This window comes from Capilliphycus salinus ALCB114379 (assembly GCF_047276495.1).
GTDB classification, from domain to species: Bacteria; Cyanobacteriota; Cyanobacteriia; order Cyanobacteriales; family Microcoleaceae; genus Capilliphycus; species Capilliphycus salinus.
The window spans coordinates 562,281-583,182 of the sequence record NZ_CP178543.1 but is presented as its reverse complement, the minus strand read 5'-3'; the positions used below and the strand labels follow the sequence as shown (position 1 = coordinate 583,182).

Sequence of the window (20,902 nt, the reverse complement as noted above, 5' to 3'; positions counted from 1 at the left end):
TTACGTCTCCTCACACTAATTAAATTAGGGTTCCATGACTTAACTGTTACAATCACACCAATGACATATTATCATGGGTTTTAAGTGCTTATAAATTCGTTTTAATAAAAATTTTATAAACTGATCGATCAATTCGTGTATTGGGCTTGATCAATCCCCTGAATTCGCGGGAGGGTAAGCCGTGCTTAAGTTTTCTCGGTGATTAATTAAACTCATTACAATTATGAGATAGACCGATCTATTTAGCTCAAGATTCCCCCGCCCTAAACATCCTGAAAAAAGAAAGTAGATAATTTAAGATAAAAACTTCAATATTATTGGCAAAAAACCCAGTTTATAAAAGAAACCGGGTTTTTTTGTAAGCTATTTTATCAGAATAAAACTTAGCCTATTTTGAAGATAAGACTTGATTTTCTTCCTCTTTTTTGGCTTTTTGGGTAAACACTTCTTCTAACCGTTTATCCCAATATTTTTGATTAACTTTAGCATCAGCAATCAGCGGAGAAATTGCTATAGCTTCAATTAAAAGTTTATTGACAATATTCAAGGGAAAACGCAAAGGTCTGACAAAATCAATAAACAATACCACACGATTGTCATTGGTTTCGTTCCAGGCTTCATGGCGGAAAGAATCATCAAATAACATACATTTTCCTTCTTCCCAATGACGAATTTCATCGGCAACTCGGATGCGACAAAGTTCTTTGGGTTCGGGAACTTTTAACCCCAATAAACACCTAGCCAAACCTTTGTACGGTCCCCGGTGGTCGGGAAGATGTTTTCCGGGTAAAAAGATAGAAAAGAACGCTGTTTTTACACCGGGAATTTTTTCTAACGCGGCGATAGTTTCGGGACAGCGATCGCAGTTTTTTTCTATTTTATTCCCATAGCCATACAGAAAATAGGTTCTCCAATCATTATCCGCACTAATTTGGTCATTTTGATAGGGCAAAATTTCGTGAAAACAAGGTAAATCATCCCGATATTTCAAAACTTCATACATTTCGTCCCGAATCACTTCCCAATTGGCTTCCAACTCAGGAACCCAGTCAAACTGTTCTCGCTCAAAGAAAGGATTACTGCCAATTAAAGAATATTTAGGAATTAGCTTTTCAATAGTCCAAAGCAAATTTGCTCCGACTTTCAGAAGCAAAAATTCCATAACTTTTTTTCTATATTTTTGCCAAAAGCTTTGTTTTTCTGTATTTTTAATCACTTCGTTTCTACTCGGATTCATCTTGAATATTTTCCCAAAAAATCTCTATAAAAAGCATAGCATTAGAATTGAAATTTGTGAATTGTTTAAAAGAATTTTATCGGGAAAACAATATTAAATTTTTCCGATAAATCCCCTCTCCGATTGGTTAAAAAAATCACAAATATCATTTGAGCAATCCGAAATTTTTCAAACCTTGAAAACACCATCATATGCTTTCAAATCAAATCCGATTTGCCAAATCTTGTAAACTACTCTCTTGAGTATTTTGCATCCATTCACCAACCACCGCCAACTCTCCGTTTAAAAATTGCTGACGACAGGTTCGACGCTGTATTTTACCGCTCGTTGTCTTGGGAAGACTCGCCGTTTTTAACAACACAATCCCATAGACTTCTACAGTATGCTGTTCTGCGATCGCCGTCCGAATTGCCGTAACAATTTCTTCAACATTCAGCGACCTCAAATAACGCCGTTCCACCTCATAAGCAATCACCAAACATTCCTCGTCATTCACCTCAATAGAAAACGCCGCACCGCAACCTTTCCTCAACGCCGGATGACTATTTTCAGCCGTTTGTTCGAGGTCTTGCGGATAACGATTTCGACCCCAAAGAATCATCATTTCCTTAATGCGACCCGTAATAAAAAGTTCCCCATCGTTGAGAAATCCCAAATCTCCCGTTCGTAAAAACGGCCCTTTTTCGCCCAGAAAACCCCTAAACATCTGTTCAGTTTCTTCGGGTTGGTTCCAATATCCCAAACCAATTCCCGTACCTTTCACCCAAATTTCACCGACTTCGCTATCATCACAAGCGGTTAATTTTTGGGGATTTACAATCACCACTTCATCCCCCAAACTGGGTTTACCGCAGCCAACAATTGACCGAGAATTAGAACTTTCGGGAGAAACTTCAATTACCCGATTTTCCTCTAATTCTTTGGCATCAATATATTTGATAATCGGCGCTTGGCTTTTGCGTCCTCCGGTAATAAATAACGTCGTTTCCGCCATCCCATAACAGGGATAAAACGCCTCCCGACGAAAACCACAATTTGCAAAAATTTTAGAGAATAATTCTATCGTGTGGGCGCGAACCGGTTCGGCACCCGAAAAAGCGACTTCCCAATGACTTAAATCCAGATTTTCTAACTGTTCCGGTTTAATTTGACGGCACAATAAATCATAGGCAAAATTCGGTCCCCCGCTGGTTGTAGCTTGATAGCGAGAGATCGCATTTAACCAACCAATTGGCTTTTGAATTAGCGAAACGGGCGACATTAATGTTACCGGAAATCCCCCGTAAAGCGGTTGAATGACCCCGCCAATTAATCCCATATCGTGGAATAATGGCAACCACATCACCCCCCGACTTTCGGGAGAATGTTCAAAGCCTTGATAAATTAAAGCAGAATTGTGCATGACGTGGCGGTGCGTCACCATCACGCCTTTTGGAGTTCCCGTCGAACCGGAGGTATACTGTAGAAACGCCAGGTCATCGGGAGTTAATTCGGGTTCGACCCATTCAGAAGCGGTTAGGGGTAAAGTATCGGTGGCGACGCAGGGAAAGCAATCAAAAAGTTGTTCAAATTCCGGGTATTGGCGGCTTTGCTGCTTGAGATGGGATAATAGGCCTTGAGTAGTTAAAACGACAATAGACTCGGAAGACTGGAGGCGATGATAGATTTTCGCCAAATCTTTCGCCGAATGGGGGGGGTTGTTGGTAACGGCGACAAACCCCGCATACAGACAGCCAAAAAACGCCGCAATAAATTCGAGTCCATCGGTGTAGGGATAGATAACTAACGCTTTAGAACCGGGTTTTCCGATAGACTGTAGGTAAGTGGCGATCGCGATCGCTTGTTGATCGAGTTGTTGATAGGTGAGGCTTCCCGACTCGGTTTCCCCATCGGGTAAAAACGTGTAAGCGGTTTGGTTGGGGAGGTTTTGCGCCCTGTCGCGCAGCAAGCTAACGAGCGTTAAATCGTAATTCATCAACTCTGGTAGATTGTCCGTAGTAGATTGTTGTTCAAGGCCGTTTCTCCTGAACCGTTCAAATAAGATAGCATCCCTTTATTGAACAGGTGTCACATCAAACGTCTGTTCAGTATAAACCGACTCTGAGTAGAAGTTTTCTGTCCAATGCACCCATATTCCCCATAAATTTCAAAATTTCTTGGCGAGTGGTATGGGCTTGGTGTAGAGTTTACATTGATTCCTCGCAAATATTCAACCGATTCGGAGTTAAACTAAAGGTTTTTTGTCCGGATGGGTTCCCCTTTTAGGTGGAATGGACAACCACCGAAGTTGTGTGAACGTTGAGGTTTAGTCTTTCTCGAGAGAGATTTTACTGGCGATCGCTGCATAAGTGAACCCGTCTGGGTGATATATCAAATTAGAATAAGACAGATCTCGGATTCAAAAAAAACACCAAATGAATCGATGAAAATTGCAATTCTTACCTCGGGTTTCCCGCCCGTTTTAGATGGCGTCAGTGTCAGCGGACTGTATCGAGTTCAAAAGCTAAGTCAATGGGGACATGAAGTTTTAGTTTGTTATCCCGATTATAGTCCGCTGGCCGATCTTTATCCAAATTGGAGCGATTATGTCGGCGATATTCTGCCCGGGGTGCGAGTAATTGGGTTAGAAAGTATGCCCATGTTTGGGGTTGATTTTGAACGAAATGTCAGTTGGAAGTCTTACCCAACGGTGGTTAGAGAGTTGGAAAGATTTCAACCGGATGTGATTCATGTTGATGAACCCGAACGTTTATTTTTTGGGTTTTTTCGTTTGGCGGGACTGAACTATGCGAAGAAAGTCGGGATTCCTTGCGTGAGTTTTTTTAGAACGAATTTTATTGAATATGCCGAGGATTTTTTACCGGCACCTGATTTTATGATTCCGACAATTCAAAAACTTGTTGGGAAGATATTTGCCGGGATTTATAATGCTTACGATCGCACTTTAGTTTCCAGCAGAATAACCGTCGAAAAGTTGCGGAAAATGGGGATAAAAAATCTTCAATATGCAAATTTGTTAGGGTTTGATGCGGGTCAATTTCACCCCAATTTACGGACTGAAGGCTTTTTTAAACAGCGTTACGGACTAACTGATTTTGATCGCAAAGTGAAACTGATTTTTCTCGGGCGCCTGACCCCCGATAAAGGGTGGGCGTTTACCCTCAGAACTTTTGAACGATTGGTTAAAATAGTAGATCCGGATCGATTTGCCGTTTTGATTGCGGGGGATGGGCCGATGCGATCGCAAATTCAACAGCATTTAAGCCAGTTAATCCCCAGTGTACACCTGTTTGGTCGGGTTCCGCCTGCCGAAGTTCCGGCTATCCTGGCCAATAGCGATGTCCACGTTACCGCCTCGGAAAAAGAAGCCAGGGGGTTAACGATATTAGAAGCCTTTGCGGTGGGAATACCCGCGATCGCGCCGGCTGCGGGGGGTGTGGTGGAAAATATCCAAGACGGTAAAAATGGGTTTTTATACGCACCTCAAGACGGCGAAGATTTTGCTGAGAAATTAAAGCAGTTAATTGAGAATGAAACGTTAAGAAAAGAAATGGGTTTCAACGGTTTTCGCTGTATTGGTGATTACAGTTGGGATCGAACCGTGAAGAATTTAGTTGAGATTTGGGAAGCTGAAATCGCCGAGAAAAAACGGATTCAACCCCATCCATCCCATTTAAAAATTTCTCAAAATTAAGTTTAGTTGTCATTGATACTTTATCGAGGAGGTGAGGAGTGAATTAATACTCAATAACCCGGATACAAACAAGGGATAGAGAGGGTGATTTAACCCGGAGTTGAGCCAACAAGTGCAGACTATGTGACAGTTTCAGGAGTTGCACCCGACCACGGTAAACATTCAAACTGTCAGCGGAATTTTCCGGAAAACTTCCCCTTTTTTACGAAAACGACAGCACAACAATCAAAAGAGAATAGGGTGTTTTTTCCCTTTCGACAACTGCCAATGACACAATGAAAAATAATGATTGACAACCCTTGTAAAATTCGGGTCAATTGCACTGAAGTTCATCTGTAACAGATACAACCGATCGCAGCCTATGCAGACATTTTTTATTATCTGGTTAGGGGCAAGTTGTTTCCGTCCTCGGAACCTATATCACAGACTTTGCCCTGGGTGTATGGGTCTACCAACAAACAGGCTCCATCACCCAATTTGCCATGACCGTGGTGTTCATGCACCTACCAAACTTGATGGTTTCGGCTTTTGCCGGCATCTTGGTCGATCGCTGGAATCGAAAATGGGTGATGCTCGTGAGCGATTTCACGAAAAGCGTCATGGCGGTCGTGATGATGCTGCTGGCCTCCTCAAATCAACTTGAGGTGTGGCACATCTACGTTGCCGTTTCCCTGAGTTCCTTATGTACCGGATTCCAATGGCCTGCATACACGGCGGCGATCGCTCAATTGGTCCCGAAACAACACCTCAGTCGAGCCAACGGGATGGTACAAGTCTCCCGAGCGATGGCCCGAATTCTCGGCCCAACAATTGCCGGCTTTTTAGTCCAAAGCATTGGCATTCGCGGCGTTCTGTTGCTGGACTTCTGCACCTACACTGTAGGAATTATTACCCTGTTGGCGGTGAATTTTCCCCCAGTTCAGAGAACCACTCAAGAAACGGTGGCCGAAAAAACCGCTTCTCTGGCTCAAGTTTGGGATGAAGCAATTTCCGGTTGGAATTACGTGGCTCAACGGGCCGGTTTGCTGCGGTTAATTCTATTTACCGGGGTGATTTATTTAACCGAAGGCGTCGTTCAGGTGGTCTTCTGGCCCTTAGTTTTGAGTTTTGGTAGCAGTTCAGAATTAGGGATTGTTTTATCCATTAGTGGCTGCGGGATGTTGTTTGGAAGCATCGCCGTTAGCGCATGGGGAGGACGACTCGGACGGCGAGTTTACAGTATTTTATTGTTTGTTGGGTTGCAGGGTTTGTGTTTGTGTTTGGGCGGTTTAAAAGCGTCTGTCATTGTCGCTGGAATTGGCGGTTTTGGGTATTTATTCGCCCAACCGATTATTATCAGTTCCAACCAAACCATTTGGCAATGCAAAATTCCGATTAATTTACAAGGGCGGGTTTTTGCCTTGCAAAGTTTAATTGAACGCTTTTCGATGATTTCTACTCAAGTTACCATTGGGCCGTTAGTCGATCGGGTCTTTGAACCGATGATGGCTGAAAATGGTTTGTTGGCTGATAGTATCGGGAAAGTGATTGGCGTCGGTCCGGGACGGGGAATTTCTCTGTTATTGGTGTTACTGGGTTTGATGAATATCACCGCTTCTATTATTGCTTATCGCACTCCCCGTCTGCGCCGTGTTGAAAAAGAACTTCCTGATGCGATCACTACTTCTAATGTTGTTTCGGGGTAGATACTATTTTTCAACGAAATTGCAGGGAATAGCGTTGTGGGGGCGGTCTGTAGGGGCGGTCTGTAGGGGCGGGTTCGAGTTCAGCTAGAATTCTCACAGAAAATCCTTGTCAACCCGCCCCGGTTCACCGCCTAGAATTCCCACAAACAACTATTATAAACTCGCCCCGTAAAGGCTGCGGAATTTAATAATTGATAAAAGCCCGGTTTCTTTTAGAAATCGGGTTTTTGAATAAAAAAATAGCCTGATTCAAATTAAAATCCTCAGTAATGTTGAGTAAGGTAATATTAATTTTACAGATTTAAATTAACAGGTTAAACCGAAAAATATGCTGAAAACATTAACGACAGTTTCCCTCAGTTTAATGATAGCACTCTCTGGCTTTTCTATCGTGATGTCGAGCAGTTTAGCTGAACCCTCACTGACAATGGCTCAAACCGTGCAATGTCGCGAAGATGGTTCGATGATAGAAATGAGAAAATGCGCCCAAGATAAATATGTCAAGGTTGATAAAGAACTGAATCAAACCTATCAAAAATTAATGGCAAACCTCAATGATAACCAACGCAAACAACGCCTGATTTCCGCCCAACGCTCTTGGATTCAATTTCGAGATAAAACCTGTAGTTATGAAGCCAGTGAAGCTCTAGGAGGAAGTTTAGAAGGGCTGTTATTAACCAACTGTTTAACTCGGGTAACTGCTCACCGAACTTCTGAATTAAAACAGTATTTGTCGGCTTTAAGTCAACGTTAAATTTGACCTCGCAACGCTTCTAATTCTTCTCGAATAGATAAGGGTTGATAACCCAAATTAAACGCTTTAGAACTATCCAAAGAAACATCGGGCGGACGAGAAGCAGGCATTTGTACATCTTCCTGTAAACAGGGTTTAATCTTGTCAGCGGGGAGGTTAAATACTTCTGCTAGCAGCCGACAAAAATCATAACGAGACATTCTCTCTTTTCCGCCCAAATGTAAAATGCTTTTTGCTTTTTCTAGAGCCAATAGTAACCCTTTTGCAGCCGTTGTTCCGCTGACAGAGGTTCGATATTCATCCGTAAAAACTTGTAGCTCTTTTCCCGCTTTTAACGCCTCTATAAATCCTTGAATAAAACTACCCGCATGGGGCGAAGCTTTCCCAAACATTAACGGCATTCGACAAACCGCTATTTCAGGATTTATTGCTAACATTCCTTGTTCGGCTGCGACTTTTTGTTCTCCATAAATGCTAACCGGAGAAACGGGATCGGTTTCTTGATAAGGCGCGTTTAAACCATTAAAAACTAAGTCCGTTGATGTGAAAGCACAAGCAATAGAATGATCCGCACATAATCCCGCAATATTTACAGATGCGGTTACATTAATCGGATAAGTTTCCTCGGGATTAAGTTCGCAATGGTTCGGTTTTGATTGGGCGGCTGCGTGAACAATTGCGGTTGGTTTAATTTCAGAAATTAATGTTTTTAACGCTTGATAATTTGTCAGGTCGATTTGAATAATATTAACGCCCGGAAGTTCCACAGGCTTTGTACTAAAAGTTCCGTAAACTTCCCATTGAGACATCGCAACTTGGCAAATATTCCAGCCTAGAAAACCGCTCGCGCCCGTCACTAATAATTTTTTCATTTAAACTGCTGTTTACCGATTTTTGTTTCTATTTTATCAAAAGTTTGTAGGAAAGGGGCGGGTATTTTCAGTTACCACCTCACCCGTCATGTTGGGGCGGGTGAGGAATTAATTCATGTTTGACCACAGACAACTGATATAAACCAGCCCTCTAATCAATCATTATTCTGTAGGGGCGGGTTCTGACTTAAGTTATCTATTCCAAGAGATAACCTCTGTAAACCCGCCCCTCCGAAATGGGACGGGTTTACAACAGTTTTCTGTGAGAACTTTAGGCGGTGAAACGGGACGGGTTTACAACAGTTTTCTGTGAGAATTCAAGCTTAACTTGAACCCGCCCCTACAGACCGCCCTACAGATATCCTCACCTCCCCAAAAATAAAAATCAGCAGGGAAAATGAAACAGCCCTGCCGATCTTCGGGGGATTTAGGAAAATTTAAGAAAATCCCCTTAAATCTATTGGCATTTAACGAATAGTGCGGATAGAATCGAAATAGAATTAAATTCAGCAAACATAGGGTTGTACTCCCGTCAAAAACCAGGGAGATTAAACCGAGAAGATTAAGCATTTTGAATTAAGTCAACTTGATTAAATATAAACAGTCCGGTGAACGAACTAACCTTAAAATGGATAGAAGCTAATCAACTTCAGATCCGAACTTTACACCCTCAACAACCCAGTAAACATCCCGGTACAATTCGCATTGGACGAGATCCCCATCGTTGCGATGTCGTCCTCTCTCATCCCACCGTTTCCGGGTTACACGTCGAAATCTTTTTTGATACTACATCCGATCAATTTCGAGTCCGCAGTTTGCGAGACAGCAACCCACCCCGGATAGACGGTCAACTGTTATCTTCGACAGAAGCAACACTCAACCCCGGTAGTCATCTCTGTTTGGGACAAGTTGAACTCGAAGTCGTTTCTATTTCAACCCCAACCCCAGAAATTCCCCCAACCATTTTACTTCCCCCTAATCCCGTTTACCCCATAAAACCTCAAACCACAAGTCCCCAATACGGTTTACAATGTCCAAAGTGCGATCGCCTAACTCCCTACGAACAGATCGACTTGGGTTGTCGTTGGTGTGGAACGTCCTTAGCCTCAGCAATTAGTGTGGTTTTAGGAGACAATTAAAACAGTAGGGGAAAATTAGGAATATGCCACAATCTAAAAACTGATTAATCTTGATTTCCTCTTTCCCATGCAAATTCGATTGAGTTGGCAAGATCCGACAACAAATGACTGGCGAACCCCCGTATTAACCCCTCCCATTGCCATCGGACGAGTATTCGATCGGATGCCCCGGTACAATTGATGGAAATCGGGTGTCGCGGATTGTTTTGAAAGGAGAGCGGGTTTCTCGCTTTCATACTTTAATTACTTGGGAAAATCGAAATCTCATCTTAACTGACATTGGCAGTCGTAACGGCACTTTTGTCAACGGAGTTCCTCAAGCTCGAACCCTTTTAAATGACGGAGATACCCTACAAATTGAGAATTATCAAATACTCGTTTCTTTTGTTACAAGTTCTCTCCATACTCATACTAATACTTTACCGGGCCGATCGCAAATCTTTTTTAACCCAAAAACCAATCAACCCGATCCGTTAACAAGTACACCCAAACCGATCGCACCGGTTAATCAAACGTTTCCCCCCGCCGATTTTTTACACGCCCCTTTTGTTTCTCCCCTCACCTTAAAAGCCACAGGATTACCCATTGAGGAGATAGATTATTTAACAATAGGGGCGGGGTTGGGGAGTTTTATTTGGGTGGATTTGCTGAGAATTTCCGGGGTAAAAGTTAACCAAATTATGGCGTTGGGAATCGAAGAAAAACCCTATGCCCGTTATCAACGGTTGTGTCTAAATTCTCAAATTCCCCCTCACGAACGTTTGCGATCAAATTCAGATTCTTGTCCTGATAATATCTGGGGTTGGCCGAGTTATGCGTTGCGAGAAGCCTATCAAGAAATCGCTCAAGGACGGGTTAAAACTGCATTAAAATTATTATGGCAGGTGTTTGCTGAACCGGCTTTGGCTGAAACCTACACGCCGCGCGCGCAAAATGTTTTTGCATCCATAGATCGGGAAGCCAAACGGATTAATTGGCAACAAATTTATCGCTACGGACGAGTTTTAGGAATTCGCAAAACCAATGATGGCCGCTACGTGATCGCCATTTCTCGTACCCAAGCCAATAAACGAGAAAGAGCCTTTATTTTAGCCCGATATGTTCATTTAGCCACCGGATATCCTGCGATTCAATTTCTCCCCGATTTACAAGCTTATCGCGAAATGACCAGAGATTTTAACAGGGTTGTTAATGCCTACGAAGATCATCAACACATTTATCAACAGCTAGAAAAACAGGGCGGTATCGTGATTTTAAGAGGGCGGGGAATTGTGGCTTCTCGCATTATTCAGCGACTTTATGAGGCGAGAAAATATAATTCTAAGATTCAAATTCTGCATTTAATGCGATCGCCAAAAGCCGTCGGAAATCAGTTTGGGAAATCGCGGCGTCGGGTCGAAAATCATTTTGAATTTCAACCCTTTAATTGGCCGAAAGCTTGTTGGGGCGGGGAACTGCGAGAAAAGCTAGAAACTGCCAATTTTGAGCGGCGAATACAATTATTAGAAAGTTGGGGCGGAACCACCACGGCCAGCCGTCAAGACTGGCGAGAAATTGTCAATAAAGGACTGACTCAAGGCTGGTATCGGATTGTGTTTGGTACGGTTGAAAAAGTGGAAAAACTGACAGAAAATAGCACGATTACCACCATTCGAGAAAAAGGACTGGAAGCCCAAATAAAATTGGAAGCTGATTTTATTATTGATGCGACCGGTTTGGAGGCTAAAGTGCAGACAAATCCGTTATTAGATGATTTGGTGACTCATTATAATTTACCTCTCAATGCTTTGGGTCGTTTACAGGTGGCGAATGATTTTGAGTTGTTGGAAATGCGATCGGTAGCGGTGGCTTTACAAACGGGAAAAACGGCGGTAGTTTCTTCAGGAAATGGGACTCCAAAAGGTCGAATGTATGCAGCCGGTGCGATTACTTTGGGCGGGCCATATGCGCCGGTTGATAGTTTTTTAGGGTTACAATATGCGGCGTTACAGTCCGTGAGTAGTTTGGCTGCGATCGCCGCTCCTAATGTTAAAAAATTGGGAATGTTGAGATCCTTGAGTCAGTGGTTAAAATGGCTCAAAAATCAATCTCCTTAAAAGTCGTAATTTTTTGTATATTGTTACTTTTGATACAGAAAAAAATCTCGGTTGTTCATGTCAAACCGAAAGGTGCGTAACATCAAATTTTTTGATAGTATTAATGGCAGAGATTTTTCAGTGTTTATACCGATATAATGGTCAAGTTTTTTTTGAAGTGTTGAGATTTCCGCTTAATTACCGTTTATAAAAGTAACAAATCATAAAAAATTTTTTCCGTGTTTCTACGCTTGCAGAATCAGACACTTCAGCTTAAACTTAAATTTAAGTCATTACTTGAGTTTCCGGAGGAATTCCATCGTGAGTACAGCGATTCAAAAAAATTTAGTCCTAAATAAAATAGTCCCTCAAAAACCGAGACGGCAGAAGGAACAAACTCCAAAACCTAACGGCAACGTCGATTATACATTTTTATCAGAAATGCTTCGCGAAAAGCAAGAGAAGATGGAAAAAAATGTTGAATTAGCCGCCCAAAAAGCATCGGATTATTTGCGTCAACAAATCGAGATTATTTTTCAAGTTGCGATGAACTTAGTTCCGTCTTTTTCCAAACAATATTGGCAGTTAAATGACTGGGAAATAGAACTCAATTGGGGTCAATTTTTACAGTCGATGAATTTTGAAGAACGTTTAAATTTAGCGTATCAGGAAGCCTTTGTACAGTTTAACAATGAACTTCAAGAGTCTCTAAAAAATCTAACCGACGAGTTAGAATTTCTAAAAAAATCGGTAAATTTAAACTTTGATGCTGTCAAAAACAATTCTAAAATCATTAAAAGTTCTTTCAGTCTAACCGGATTTTTTATCAGTTTAACAAGCTTGGTTTTGTTGGCTGTTATTTCGGGGATGAGTTCCGGTGTTAGTCTGGCTGGTACGACTTTAGCTTCGGTGAAGAATTTATTCTCATCTTCGGATTTAAAATCTCGTGAAGCTGTGAAAAAAATTTCTGAGTCTCTGTACGCTCAACTTCAGATCGAAAAACAAGAAATGCTTGAAGAATTAACCTTTAGTCTGCAAAAATCTTGTGATTCTGCAACAACTATTATTGACGATTATTTCGATAAAATTGTTGTGAAACAGCAGTAATCAATCAAAATATTAAGCTCAAACAAACGCATTCTTACCCTATAATAACCCTCAAGTCACTAGCAAATCAATATAGCCGTTACGAAACTTTTGCACCGGGCATCATTTTTTGGTATTATTATAACGGCGAACCCAACTCACTTAAATTTAAAACATGACCCCCTGTTACCAAATAAACCGGATTAGAGATTGCTCCTATTTTTTGAACTAAAATTCCTAAGCGGTCGCGAAATTTCCGACCAATAGGATAAGCTGGAACCACACCCCAGCCGGTTTCTTCGGCAACAAAAATAATCAGTCCTGAAGCTTTATTTAAAGTGATAATTAAATCTCCTAAAATCGTTTGCCAGCTACTATCATCTTCTTCTAAAAGATTCGCCAACCAAGTTCCCAAAGAATCAACCAAAATGCAGGTATTTGGGTTATAAACTGCTTGTAAAGTAGCCGCCAAATCAACAGGAACTTCTAGGGTTTTCCATTCGGGCGGACGGCGAACTTGATGCTGTTGAATGCGATTTTGCCATTCGACATCTGTAGAATCGAGTCGAGAAGTTGCGATATAAATAACAGAAAGACCGGAATTTTTGGCTAAACGTTCGGCCCATTCACTTTTACCCGAACGTGCGGGGCCTGTGACTAAAATTAATCGAGATAACGGTGTTAAAGGTTCAATCATAAAAATTAGGAATTGGGAATTGGGAATTGGGAATTATAGATGATGAATGATGAACGATGACGGGGCGGGTTTATGAAAGTTATTTTGGGGAAAATATACATCTAGGCGGAACCCGCCCCTACAACACTGGTCACTGATTACTTGTTAACTGTTAACTGTAAAAACTGGTGACTGGTGACTGGTGACTGGTGACTGTAAAATGGCGGCAAATACAACCGTAAGATACGGTTTGCCACAAGGCCGGATTAAATTCCACTGCCTACAGTAGTAAATACACAATCATACAAGAACAAAACCGATGTATGTTTGACCGTCCGAAAGGCGAGGTTCGGTAAACCCACCTTCAAGAAAAGGACTAACCGCCCACAGTATAGAAATATGCAATCTATCTTAAAAACTGTATTCAAACCGGACTCGCGACTCAATCGAACTAGCAGGTTTGACTTGCAGTATTGGGCGGCCCAAACAACAGGGCGGTAACAGTATCAGATTCTATGTAGTCATTGGAGATAAATAACCCTTATGGGAAAAGTAGTTGGAATTGACCTCGGAACCACAAACTCTTGTGTAGCTGTAATGGAAGGGGGTAAACCCACTGTAATTGCGAACGCCGAAGGTTTACGGACGACCCCCTCTGTGGTTGCTTATGCGAAAAACGGCGACCAACTGGTGGGACAAATCGCCAAGCGTCAAGCCGTGATGAACCCGGAAAATACCTTCTATTCGGTCAAGCGGTTTATCGGACGCAAACAAAACGAAGTCACAAACGAAACCACAGAAGTATCCTACAAAGTTATCCGCGATAGCAGCGGTAACGTTAAACTCGATTGTCCGGCCCCGTGACAAACAGTTTGCCCCCGAAGAAATTTCTGCACAAGTTCTTCGCAAACTCGTTGAAGATGCCAGTAAGTATCTAGGTGAACCGGTTAAAGAAGCAGTTATTACCGTTCCGGCTTATTTTAACGACTCCCAACGTCAAGCCACCAAAGACGCGGGTAAAATTGCGGGTATTGAAGTTAAACGGATTATCAACGAACCGACGGCTGCTTCTCTGGCTTACGGTTTAGACAAGAAAAGCAACGAAACCATCTTAGTCTTTGACCTTGGGGGCGGTACGTTTGACGTTTCCATCCTAGAAGTTGGCGACGGCGTGTTTGAAGTATTGGCTACTTCTGGAGACACTCACTTAGGTGGGGATGACTTCGATAAAAAAATTGTAGACTACCTCGCCGAACAGTTCATGCGGGATGAAGGGATTGACCTCCGCAAAGACAAGCAGGCTTTACAACGCTTGACAGAAGCCGCAGAAAAAGCGAAAAAAGAACTGTCTAGCCTGACTCAAACGGATATTAACCTGCCGTTTATCACCGCAACTCCCGAAGGCCCCAAACACCTTGATACAACCTTAACCAGAGGAAAATTTGAGGAAATTTGCGCCGACTTGATTGACCGTTGTCGCATTCCGGTTGAAAACGCCCTGCGCGATGCCAAGTTGAACAAGTCCGATATTAACGAAATCGTATTAGTTGGGGGTTCAACTCGGATTACAGCGGTTCAAGAATTGGTAAAACGGATACTCGGTAAAGACCCCAACCAGTCCGTTAACCCCGATGAAGTTGTGGCGATGGGTGCCGCGATTCAAGCCGGTGTACTCGCCGGGGAAGTTAAGGATATTCTCTTACTTGATGTTACTCCGTTGTCTCTGGGTGTGGAAACCCTCGGCGGCGTAATGACCAAGATTATCCCCCGCAACACCACCATCCCCACCAAGAAGTCGGAAGTCTTCTCGACTGCGGTAGACGGACAAACTAACGTTGAAATTCACGTTCTCCAAGGGGAACGGGAAATGTCCAACGATAACAAGAGTTTGGGAACTTTCCGTTTAGATGGAATTCCGCCGGCGCCTCGCGGTGTTCCTCAAATTGAGGTAACATTTGATATCGACGCCAACGGTATTCTCAACGTTACCGCGAAAGATAAAGGAACCGGTAAAGAACAGTCTATTAGTATTACCGGCGCTTCGACGTTACCGGATACTGAAGTTGAACGGATGGTTCGCGAAGCCGAACAAAATGCTTCTACTGACAAAGAACGTCGCGAACGCATTGACCGCAAAAACCAAGCTGACTCTTTAGCTTATCAAGCCGAGAAACAAATTAACGAACTCGGCGATAAGGTTCCTGCTGATGAGAAGACCAAAATTGAAGGGATGACTAAGGATTTGCGAGAAGCAATTTCTCAAGAAGACGATGAGAAAATCCAAACCTTAACCACCGAATTACAACAGGCGCTTTATACTCTCAGCAGCAACTTGTATCAACAAGCCGGTGGCGCTGAAGCCGCAGGCGGTGCGGGTCCGGACGTTGGTAATGGAGATGCTGGCGCTTCCTCGTCGTCGGGTGGCGGTTCTCCAGATGATGTAATTGATGCCGATTTCACCGAAACCAAATAAACGTTTAATCTCTTAAATGTAGTCGGGTGTGTTAGATATCTAACGCACCTTTTTCTTTTCTTTCTCTCATCCCCCAAAAACCCGGTTTTTAATCGGATTGATTAATTGTGTTGGTGGGGGCGGGGCGGGTTTTTTTAATTTAGTAATGGCTGTCAGAGATGGTTTAGAACCCGCCCCTACATAATCATTATCGATTAGTCGGATATCATATTACACCCCAAAAATCAGAAACCTCACAAAAACCCGGTTTCTACAAAAACCCCACAAAAACCCGGTTTCACACAAGTTACCGGGTTTTTAATCCATGTTATAAAATAAATAAGTTGCTGTTCTTTTGGGTTCGACGTGGCAAATACTCCAGTTTTGATTTTAGTTGACGGTCATTCTTTGGCGTTTCGCGCTTACTATGCGTTTGCGAAAAGTCGGACGGGAGGACTGCGAACCCAGACGGGAATTCCCACGAGCGTTTCTTTTGGGTTTCTCAACTCGCTGCTGAATACGATTAACACCCACGCACCGGATTATTTAGCCATTGCTTTTGATAGAGGTGAACCGACTTTTCGTCACGAAGCTGATGCCAACTACAAAGCGAATCGTTCGGAAACTCCCGAAGATTTTATCGAAGATATCGGTCATTTACAAGAGGTTTTAGAAGGGTTAAATGTTCCGATTGTTACGGCTGCGGGTTATGAAGCGGATGATGTTATCGGAACTTTGGCAAAGCAGGGACGGGAAGCGGGATATACTGTTAAAATTCTCTCGGGCGACCAGGATTTATTTCAGTTAATTGATGGGGATGAAAAAATTAGCGTCTTGCATTTATCCCCCGGAAAAGGGAACCAAACCGCCGAGTTTCGGGCGGAAAATGTTGTTGAGAAGCTAAAAATAAAACCGGAACAACTGATAGATTATAAAGCGTTGTGTGGCGATAAATCGGATAATATTCCCGGTGTCCGGGGAATTGGGGAAAAAACAGCCGTTCAGCTTTTGAGTGAATACCATTCTCTAGATGAAATTTATGCTTCTTTGGATAAGATTAAAGGCGCGACTCGCAAAAAGTTAGAAGACGGAAAAGAAGCCGCCTATCATTCCCAACGGATGGCTAAAATTGTTCAAGATGTACCGCTAACGATTTCTGTTAATGACTGTAATTTTACCCGGTTAGACTTTGGCAAAATTATTCCCAAGCTGAAAGAGTTAGAATTTTGGTCTTTTGTCGAACAAATTGAAAACAAAAAAGCCTTTGATGATTTCCCGACTCGCACGGAAGACGAAACAATTAAGTCTGAGTCGGAAACTTCTGAGTTAGAAACTTCCGAGTCCGAACCTTCCGAGTTTGAACCTTCATCAACCGAAGGATTAGATAACGATGAACAACTCAGTTTTTGGAGTTTTGAAGAAACTCAAGCCATTCAACAAGCTTCAGAAACAAAAGTCATTCAACCTCAAATTATTCAAACCGAAAAACAGTTACAAGAATTAGTTAAAACCCTAGAAACCTTTACCGATAAAAATAATCCCGTTGCTTGGGATACGGAAACCACCGCTTTAGAACCGCGAGATGCAAAATTAGTCGGAATTGGCTGCTGTTGGGGAAGCGAAAAAACAGATATCGCTTACATTCCCCTCGAACACAAAACCGGAAACCAACTGAAAAAAGAGATAGTTTTAGAAGCCTTACGTCCGATTTTAGAAAGCGAAAACTATCCCAAAGCCTTACAAAATGCAAAATTTGACCGCTTAATTTTCAAAGTTCAAGGAATTAATTTGGCTGGCGTTGTCTTCGATACAATGTTGGCGAGTTACGTGTTAAACCCGGAAGCCGGTCACAGTTTAACCGAACTTTCCTGGCAATATTTAGACTCGGGAATTGTCGCCAAAAGTTATAAAGAACTCTCGCTTTCCAAAAAACAAACCATTGCAGATTTAGATATACCAACCGTTGCTGAATACTGCGGTTTGGATGTTTATGCAACCTATTTACTCGTTCCCAAACTGCGGGAAAAGTTAGAACAAGTTCCCGAACTTCATAAACTCTTGTTGGAAGTAGAACAACCCCTCGAAGCCGTTCTCGCGGAGATGGAGTATCAGGGAATTAGAATAAACGTTGATTATCTCAAAAAACTTTCAGAACAACTCGAAAAACAGTTAGACGAAATCGAAAAACAGGCTTATCAAGAAGCGGGAACAGAATTTAACTTGGGTTCGCCCAAACAACTCAGCCAACTGTTATTTGAACAGTTAGAACTCAGCAAGAAAAAAAGCCGCAAAACCAAAACCGGTTACTCGACAGATGCGAAAGTTCTAGAAAAACTCAAAGGCGACCATCCGATAATTGATATTATTTTAGAACACCGAACTTTAGCCAAGCTAAAATCAACCTACGTCGATGCTTTACCCGAGTTGGTGAACCCCCAAACTCAACGCATTCACACCGACTTTAACCAAGCGATAACGGCGACGGGAAGATTATCTTCTTCCAACCCAAATTTACAAAATATTCCCATTCGCACGGAATTTTCCCGTCAAATACGTCAAGCGTTTGTTCCCGAACCAGGATGGTTATTGGTCTCAGCAGACTATTCGCAAATTGAGTTAAGAATTCTCGCCCATTTAAGCGACGAACCGATATTGGTTGAAGCCTACCAAAATAACCGAGATATCCACACCGTTACCGCACAGTTTTTGTTTGAAAAAGACAGCCCAACCGATGTAACCTCCGAAGAAAGACGCTTTGGAAAAACGATTAACTTTGGGGTAATTTACGGAATGGGTGCGTTAAGATTTTCGCGAGAAATGAAAGTCAACACCAATAAAGCCAAAGAATTTATCGAACGCTTTAACCAACAGTATGAAAAGCTTTTTGACTATCTAGAACAACAAAAGAAACAGGCTATTTCTCAGGGTTATGTGACAACTTTGTTAGGGCGTCGCCGTTATTTTCACTTTGAAAGTCCCAGTTTGAAAGACCTCAAAGGAAGTCCATTAGAAAATATTCCTCTTGATGAACTCAAAAAAATAGGTCAAAATGACGCGCAATTTTTACGGGCTGCGGCGAATGCGCCCATTCAGGGTTCGAGTGCTGATATAATAAAGATAGCGATGGTAAAATTGCGGGATGTTTTGCAAAATTACCGGGCGAAATTATTATTACAAGTTCACGATGAATTAGTGTTTGAAGTTCCCCCGGAAGAATGGGAAGAATTACAACCGCAAATTAAACAAACGATGGAAAATGCTTTTAGTTTAAAAGTTCCCCTTCTCGTTGAAATACACGCGGGTGACAACTGGATGGAAGCAAAATAAACCTTTCCGGAATGGTCACAAGCGCTGTTGGAGTTAGGGATAGACAAAAATTGGTGCGTCAACGGGTTACATGATATCCAATTAATCAATAATCCCAAACGTAGGGGCGGGTTCGATAAAATCTTTACTACTACTCAAAGATTTACATAAACCCCCCCGCCCCATAACACCTATTAATCAATTGGATATTATATCAAGTTTAATTTGGGGTTTGGTGCGTCAATAGGTTAACTCTTTAGACTCACCAAAAATCTGTGCAGAATTTGACGCACCCTACTATCACCTTTACCAACATGAAAATTAATCAGCGGGGTTGGATAGTTATTACTATCCTCTATTTGATGCTTATTTTTTCGATAATGTTAGTCGCCGACTTGGGAAAACTCCCCAAAGTGCAACTTGAAAAAATTCCCTACTATGACATTATCGGACATTTTTTTCTGTACGGAATTGCTTCTTTTGTCTGTCATCGGGCTACAAACAGACGGATGATGGTGGTTTTTAAATATCCAATTCCGTTTGGACCTTTTTTGTTTACCCTCGTTACTATTGCTGAGGAAATGCTACAGCAAATTTTACCCCATCGTACTTTTAGTTTACTCGATTTGGGGGCGAGTTTGTTGGGAATTGTTTTATTTTATAAACTCGGAGAACTGTGGTTTCCCAAAAATTCCTCTCAATATTAAGAGATAACTTTCTTTTTTCCTGTTGCTAACACTAAATCTTGATTTAACATAATCTCATATTCATTCCCCTCTAATCCTAACAAATGACACCAACATTTTTCTGTTCCCCAAGTCGTATTTTTCTTGATTTCTATCACGCTTTGTTGTAAACTAGGGTAAGAGCGAATTAGTTCGAGTTCTAACTCTCGATGTTTAACCGCATCATAAACTTTAATAGAAGTTGAAGCCGTTAAATTAATCTGTCTATTGGCAAGAATAAATTGATATCCCCAAGCGGGATAAGGTAATTTTTTCCTGTGTTTTTGAAGCGTTCTTTCAGGCATTAAATGAAGTAAATTTTGCGGTTCGGGGTGAACTAAACTAATATCAACATCGCTAATTCCGCGAACATCTGAAGGAACTCCACTGGCTAACTTTAATCCCAAAATGGGAAGACGTTCTTCAACCAATATAAATGTATCTTCAATGGATAACATCTGATCTCCTTAAATTCCTTATTCCGCCCATTTTCTCAACAAATTAGCTACACTTTTAGAAATTAAATCAAATTCTGGGGTTTTTCCTTCTCTGGCAAACATCGACCGTCTCGCTGTATCCAAATCAAATAAAATCTCCCGTTGACTCGCATCTCTAACCAAACTTTGTACCCAACCAACAACAACCATTCGAGTTCCTTTTGTAACAGTATTAACTCGATGTAACGTTGAAGACGGATAAACAATCATCCTCCCCGCTTCTAATTTATAGGCTTTTTCATCATCCGCACTTTCAATAACCAATTCCCCCCCTTCGTACTCATCGGGAGAATTTAAAAACAAGGTAAAAGACACATCCGAACGTAAAAAACTATTCCCCATCAACGCATTATCCGTATGGGTTCCGTAAGACATTCCCTCCTCATACCGACTAAATAAAATAGAATGAATAAACCGGGGACGGACTGCGGTTTGAAACAAAGGATTCTGTTTAATAACCCGTTCAACTTCGCTTGTAAGTTCTTTTAATAAACCGGTTCCCGATTTTAATTGTTGATTATTTTTAACCAGTTTAGCGTGCCAACCGGCGGTTAATTTCCCTTCGACAAATTCCGCTTTTTCTAAACGAGTTTTAATAGAATTCAGTTGTTCTTTCGTCAAAACATCGGGAATTGAAAAAATCATCTCAAATTACTTGTATTTTGTCAAAATCTATTTTATAATACTCTTATGCTAAGATTGGG

14 protein-coding genes and 1 pseudogene are annotated in these 20,902 nt (G+C 41.9%); 9 read left to right on the top strand and 6 right to left on the bottom strand.

The annotated features are described in order from the left end of the window. Positions 1-388 precede the first annotated feature (388 nt). Both ACL6C3_RS02435 and ACL6C3_RS02430 read right to left on the bottom strand, forming a co-directional pair. The gene (locus ACL6C3_RS02435) at positions 389-1,237 is read right to left on the bottom strand and encodes an aspartyl/asparaginyl beta-hydroxylase domain-containing protein (RefSeq protein ID WP_413165040.1); all 849 of its coding nucleotides are present in this window, start codon (positions 1,235-1,237) and stop codon (positions 389-391) included. Positions 1,238-1,439: 202 nt separating this feature from the next. Beyond that, positions 1,440-3,212, bottom strand: coding sequence for a fatty acyl-AMP ligase (locus tag ACL6C3_RS02430; RefSeq protein WP_413165039.1), 1,773 nt, complete (start codon positions 3,210-3,212; stop codon positions 1,440-1,442). 447 nt (positions 3,213-3,659) lie between these two features. Between ACL6C3_RS02430 and ACL6C3_RS02425 the strand changes: the two genes are divergently transcribed. The 3 genes from ACL6C3_RS02425 to ACL6C3_RS02415 all read left to right on the top strand — a co-directional run bounded on the left by ACL6C3_RS02425 (position 3,660) and on the right by ACL6C3_RS02415 (position 7,370). After that, complete coding sequence (locus ACL6C3_RS02425; RefSeq protein WP_413165037.1) at positions 3,660-4,931, top strand: glycosyltransferase; 1,272 nt, start codon at positions 3,660-3,662, stop codon at positions 4,929-4,931. Between the two features lie 419 nt (positions 4,932-5,350). Further along, positions 5,351-6,616: an MFS transporter gene (locus ACL6C3_RS02420; RefSeq protein WP_413168240.1), complete on the top strand. Its 1,266-nt coding sequence runs from the start codon at positions 5,351-5,353 to the stop codon at positions 6,614-6,616. 328 nt (positions 6,617-6,944) lie between these two features. Beyond that, the gene (locus ACL6C3_RS02415) at positions 6,945-7,370 is read left to right on the top strand and encodes a lysozyme inhibitor LprI family protein (protein WP_413165036.1); all 426 of its coding nucleotides are present in this window, start codon (positions 6,945-6,947) and stop codon (positions 7,368-7,370) included. Here the strand turns inward: ACL6C3_RS02415 and ACL6C3_RS02410 are convergent. Continuing rightward, on the bottom strand, positions 7,367-8,242 hold the full coding sequence (locus tag ACL6C3_RS02410) for an SDR family oxidoreductase (RefSeq protein ID WP_413165034.1): 876 nt from the start codon (positions 8,240-8,242) through the stop codon (positions 7,367-7,369). The two genes, ACL6C3_RS02415 and ACL6C3_RS02410, sit on opposite strands and share 4 nt — an antisense overlap. A 608-nt stretch (positions 8,243-8,850) precedes the next feature. Here ACL6C3_RS02410 and ACL6C3_RS02405 point away from each other — a divergent pair. The 3 genes from ACL6C3_RS02405 (at position 8,851) to ACL6C3_RS02395 (ending at position 12,563) form a co-directional block, all read left to right on the top strand. Beyond that, positions 8,851-9,381, top strand: coding sequence for an FHA domain-containing protein (locus ACL6C3_RS02405; RefSeq protein ID WP_413165033.1), 531 nt, complete (start codon positions 8,851-8,853; stop codon positions 9,379-9,381). A gap of 191 nt (positions 9,382-9,572) precedes the next feature. Then, on the top strand, positions 9,573-11,477 hold the full coding sequence (locus ACL6C3_RS02400) for an FHA domain-containing protein (protein ID WP_413165032.1): 1,905 nt from the start codon (positions 9,573-9,575) through the stop codon (positions 11,475-11,477). A gap of 300 nt (positions 11,478-11,777) precedes the next feature. After that, positions 11,778-12,563, top strand: coding sequence for a hypothetical protein (locus tag ACL6C3_RS02395; RefSeq protein WP_413165030.1), 786 nt, complete (start codon positions 11,778-11,780; stop codon positions 12,561-12,563). Positions 12,564-12,681: 118 nt separating this feature from the next. Here the strand turns inward: ACL6C3_RS02395 and cobU are convergent, their stop codons facing one another. Next, entirely contained in the window at positions 12,682-13,239 is a 558-nt protein-coding gene (gene cobU, locus ACL6C3_RS02390) for a bifunctional adenosylcobinamide kinase/adenosylcobinamide-phosphate guanylyltransferase (RefSeq protein ID WP_413165029.1), read from the bottom strand. A gap of 522 nt (positions 13,240-13,761) precedes the next feature. Here cobU and dnaK point away from each other — a divergent pair. The 3 genes and pseudogenes from dnaK (at position 13,762) to ACL6C3_RS02375 (ending at position 19,683) form a co-directional block, all read left to right on the top strand. Beyond that, a pseudogene (gene dnaK, locus ACL6C3_RS02385) lies at positions 13,762-15,691 on the top strand (molecular chaperone DnaK). Between the two features lie 345 nt (positions 15,692-16,036). After that, entirely contained in the window at positions 16,037-18,997 is a 2,961-nt protein-coding gene (polA, locus tag ACL6C3_RS02380) for a DNA polymerase I (protein WP_413165027.1), read from the top strand. A 293-nt stretch (positions 18,998-19,290) separates the two neighbouring features. After that, entirely contained in the window at positions 19,291-19,683 is a 393-nt protein-coding gene (locus ACL6C3_RS02375) for a hypothetical protein (protein ID WP_413165025.1), read from the top strand. On the opposite strand, the gene ACL6C3_RS02370 is transcribed toward ACL6C3_RS02375, so the two are convergent. Further along, complete coding sequence (locus ACL6C3_RS02370; RefSeq protein ID WP_413165024.1) at positions 19,680-20,159, bottom strand: hypothetical protein; 480 nt, start codon at positions 20,157-20,159, stop codon at positions 19,680-19,682. The two genes, ACL6C3_RS02375 and ACL6C3_RS02370, sit on opposite strands and share 4 nt — an antisense overlap. Before the next feature lie 18 nt (positions 20,160-20,177). Further along, complete coding sequence (locus ACL6C3_RS02365; RefSeq protein ID WP_413165022.1) at positions 20,178-20,843, bottom strand: Fe2+-dependent dioxygenase; 666 nt, start codon at positions 20,841-20,843, stop codon at positions 20,178-20,180. Positions 20,844-20,902 lie beyond the last annotated feature (59 nt).

What these genes read in the sequence shown, in the direction of transcription:
- ACL6C3_RS02435 (WP_413165040.1), bottom strand. Translation starts at nt 1,237, where the DNA reads ATGAATCCGAGTAGAAACGAAGTGATTAAAAATACAGAAAAACAAAGC.
- ACL6C3_RS02430 (WP_413165039.1), bottom strand. Translation starts at nt 3,212, where the DNA reads ATGAATTACGATTTAACGCTCGTTAGCTTGCTGCGCGACAGGGCGCAA.
- ACL6C3_RS02425 (WP_413165037.1), top strand. Translation starts at nt 3,660, where the DNA reads ATGAAAATTGCAATTCTTACCTCGGGTTTCCCGCCCGTTTTAGATGGC.
- ACL6C3_RS02415 (WP_413165036.1), top strand. Translation starts at nt 6,945, where the DNA reads ATGCTGAAAACATTAACGACAGTTTCCCTCAGTTTAATGATAGCACTC.
- ACL6C3_RS02410 (WP_413165034.1), bottom strand. Translation starts at nt 8,242, where the DNA reads ATGAAAAAATTATTAGTGACGGGCGCGAGCGGTTTTCTAGGCTGGAAT.
- cobU (WP_413165029.1), bottom strand. Translation starts at nt 13,239, where the DNA reads ATGATTGAACCTTTAACACCGTTATCTCGATTAATTTTAGTCACAGGC.
- ACL6C3_RS02375 (WP_413165025.1), top strand. Translation starts at nt 19,291, where the DNA reads ATGAAAATTAATCAGCGGGGTTGGATAGTTATTACTATCCTCTATTTG.
- ACL6C3_RS02370 (WP_413165024.1), bottom strand. Translation starts at nt 20,159, where the DNA reads ATGTTATCCATTGAAGATACATTTATATTGGTTGAAGAACGTCTTCCC.
- ACL6C3_RS02365 (WP_413165022.1), bottom strand. Translation starts at nt 20,843, where the DNA reads ATGATTTTTTCAATTCCCGATGTTTTGACGAAAGAACAACTGAATTCT.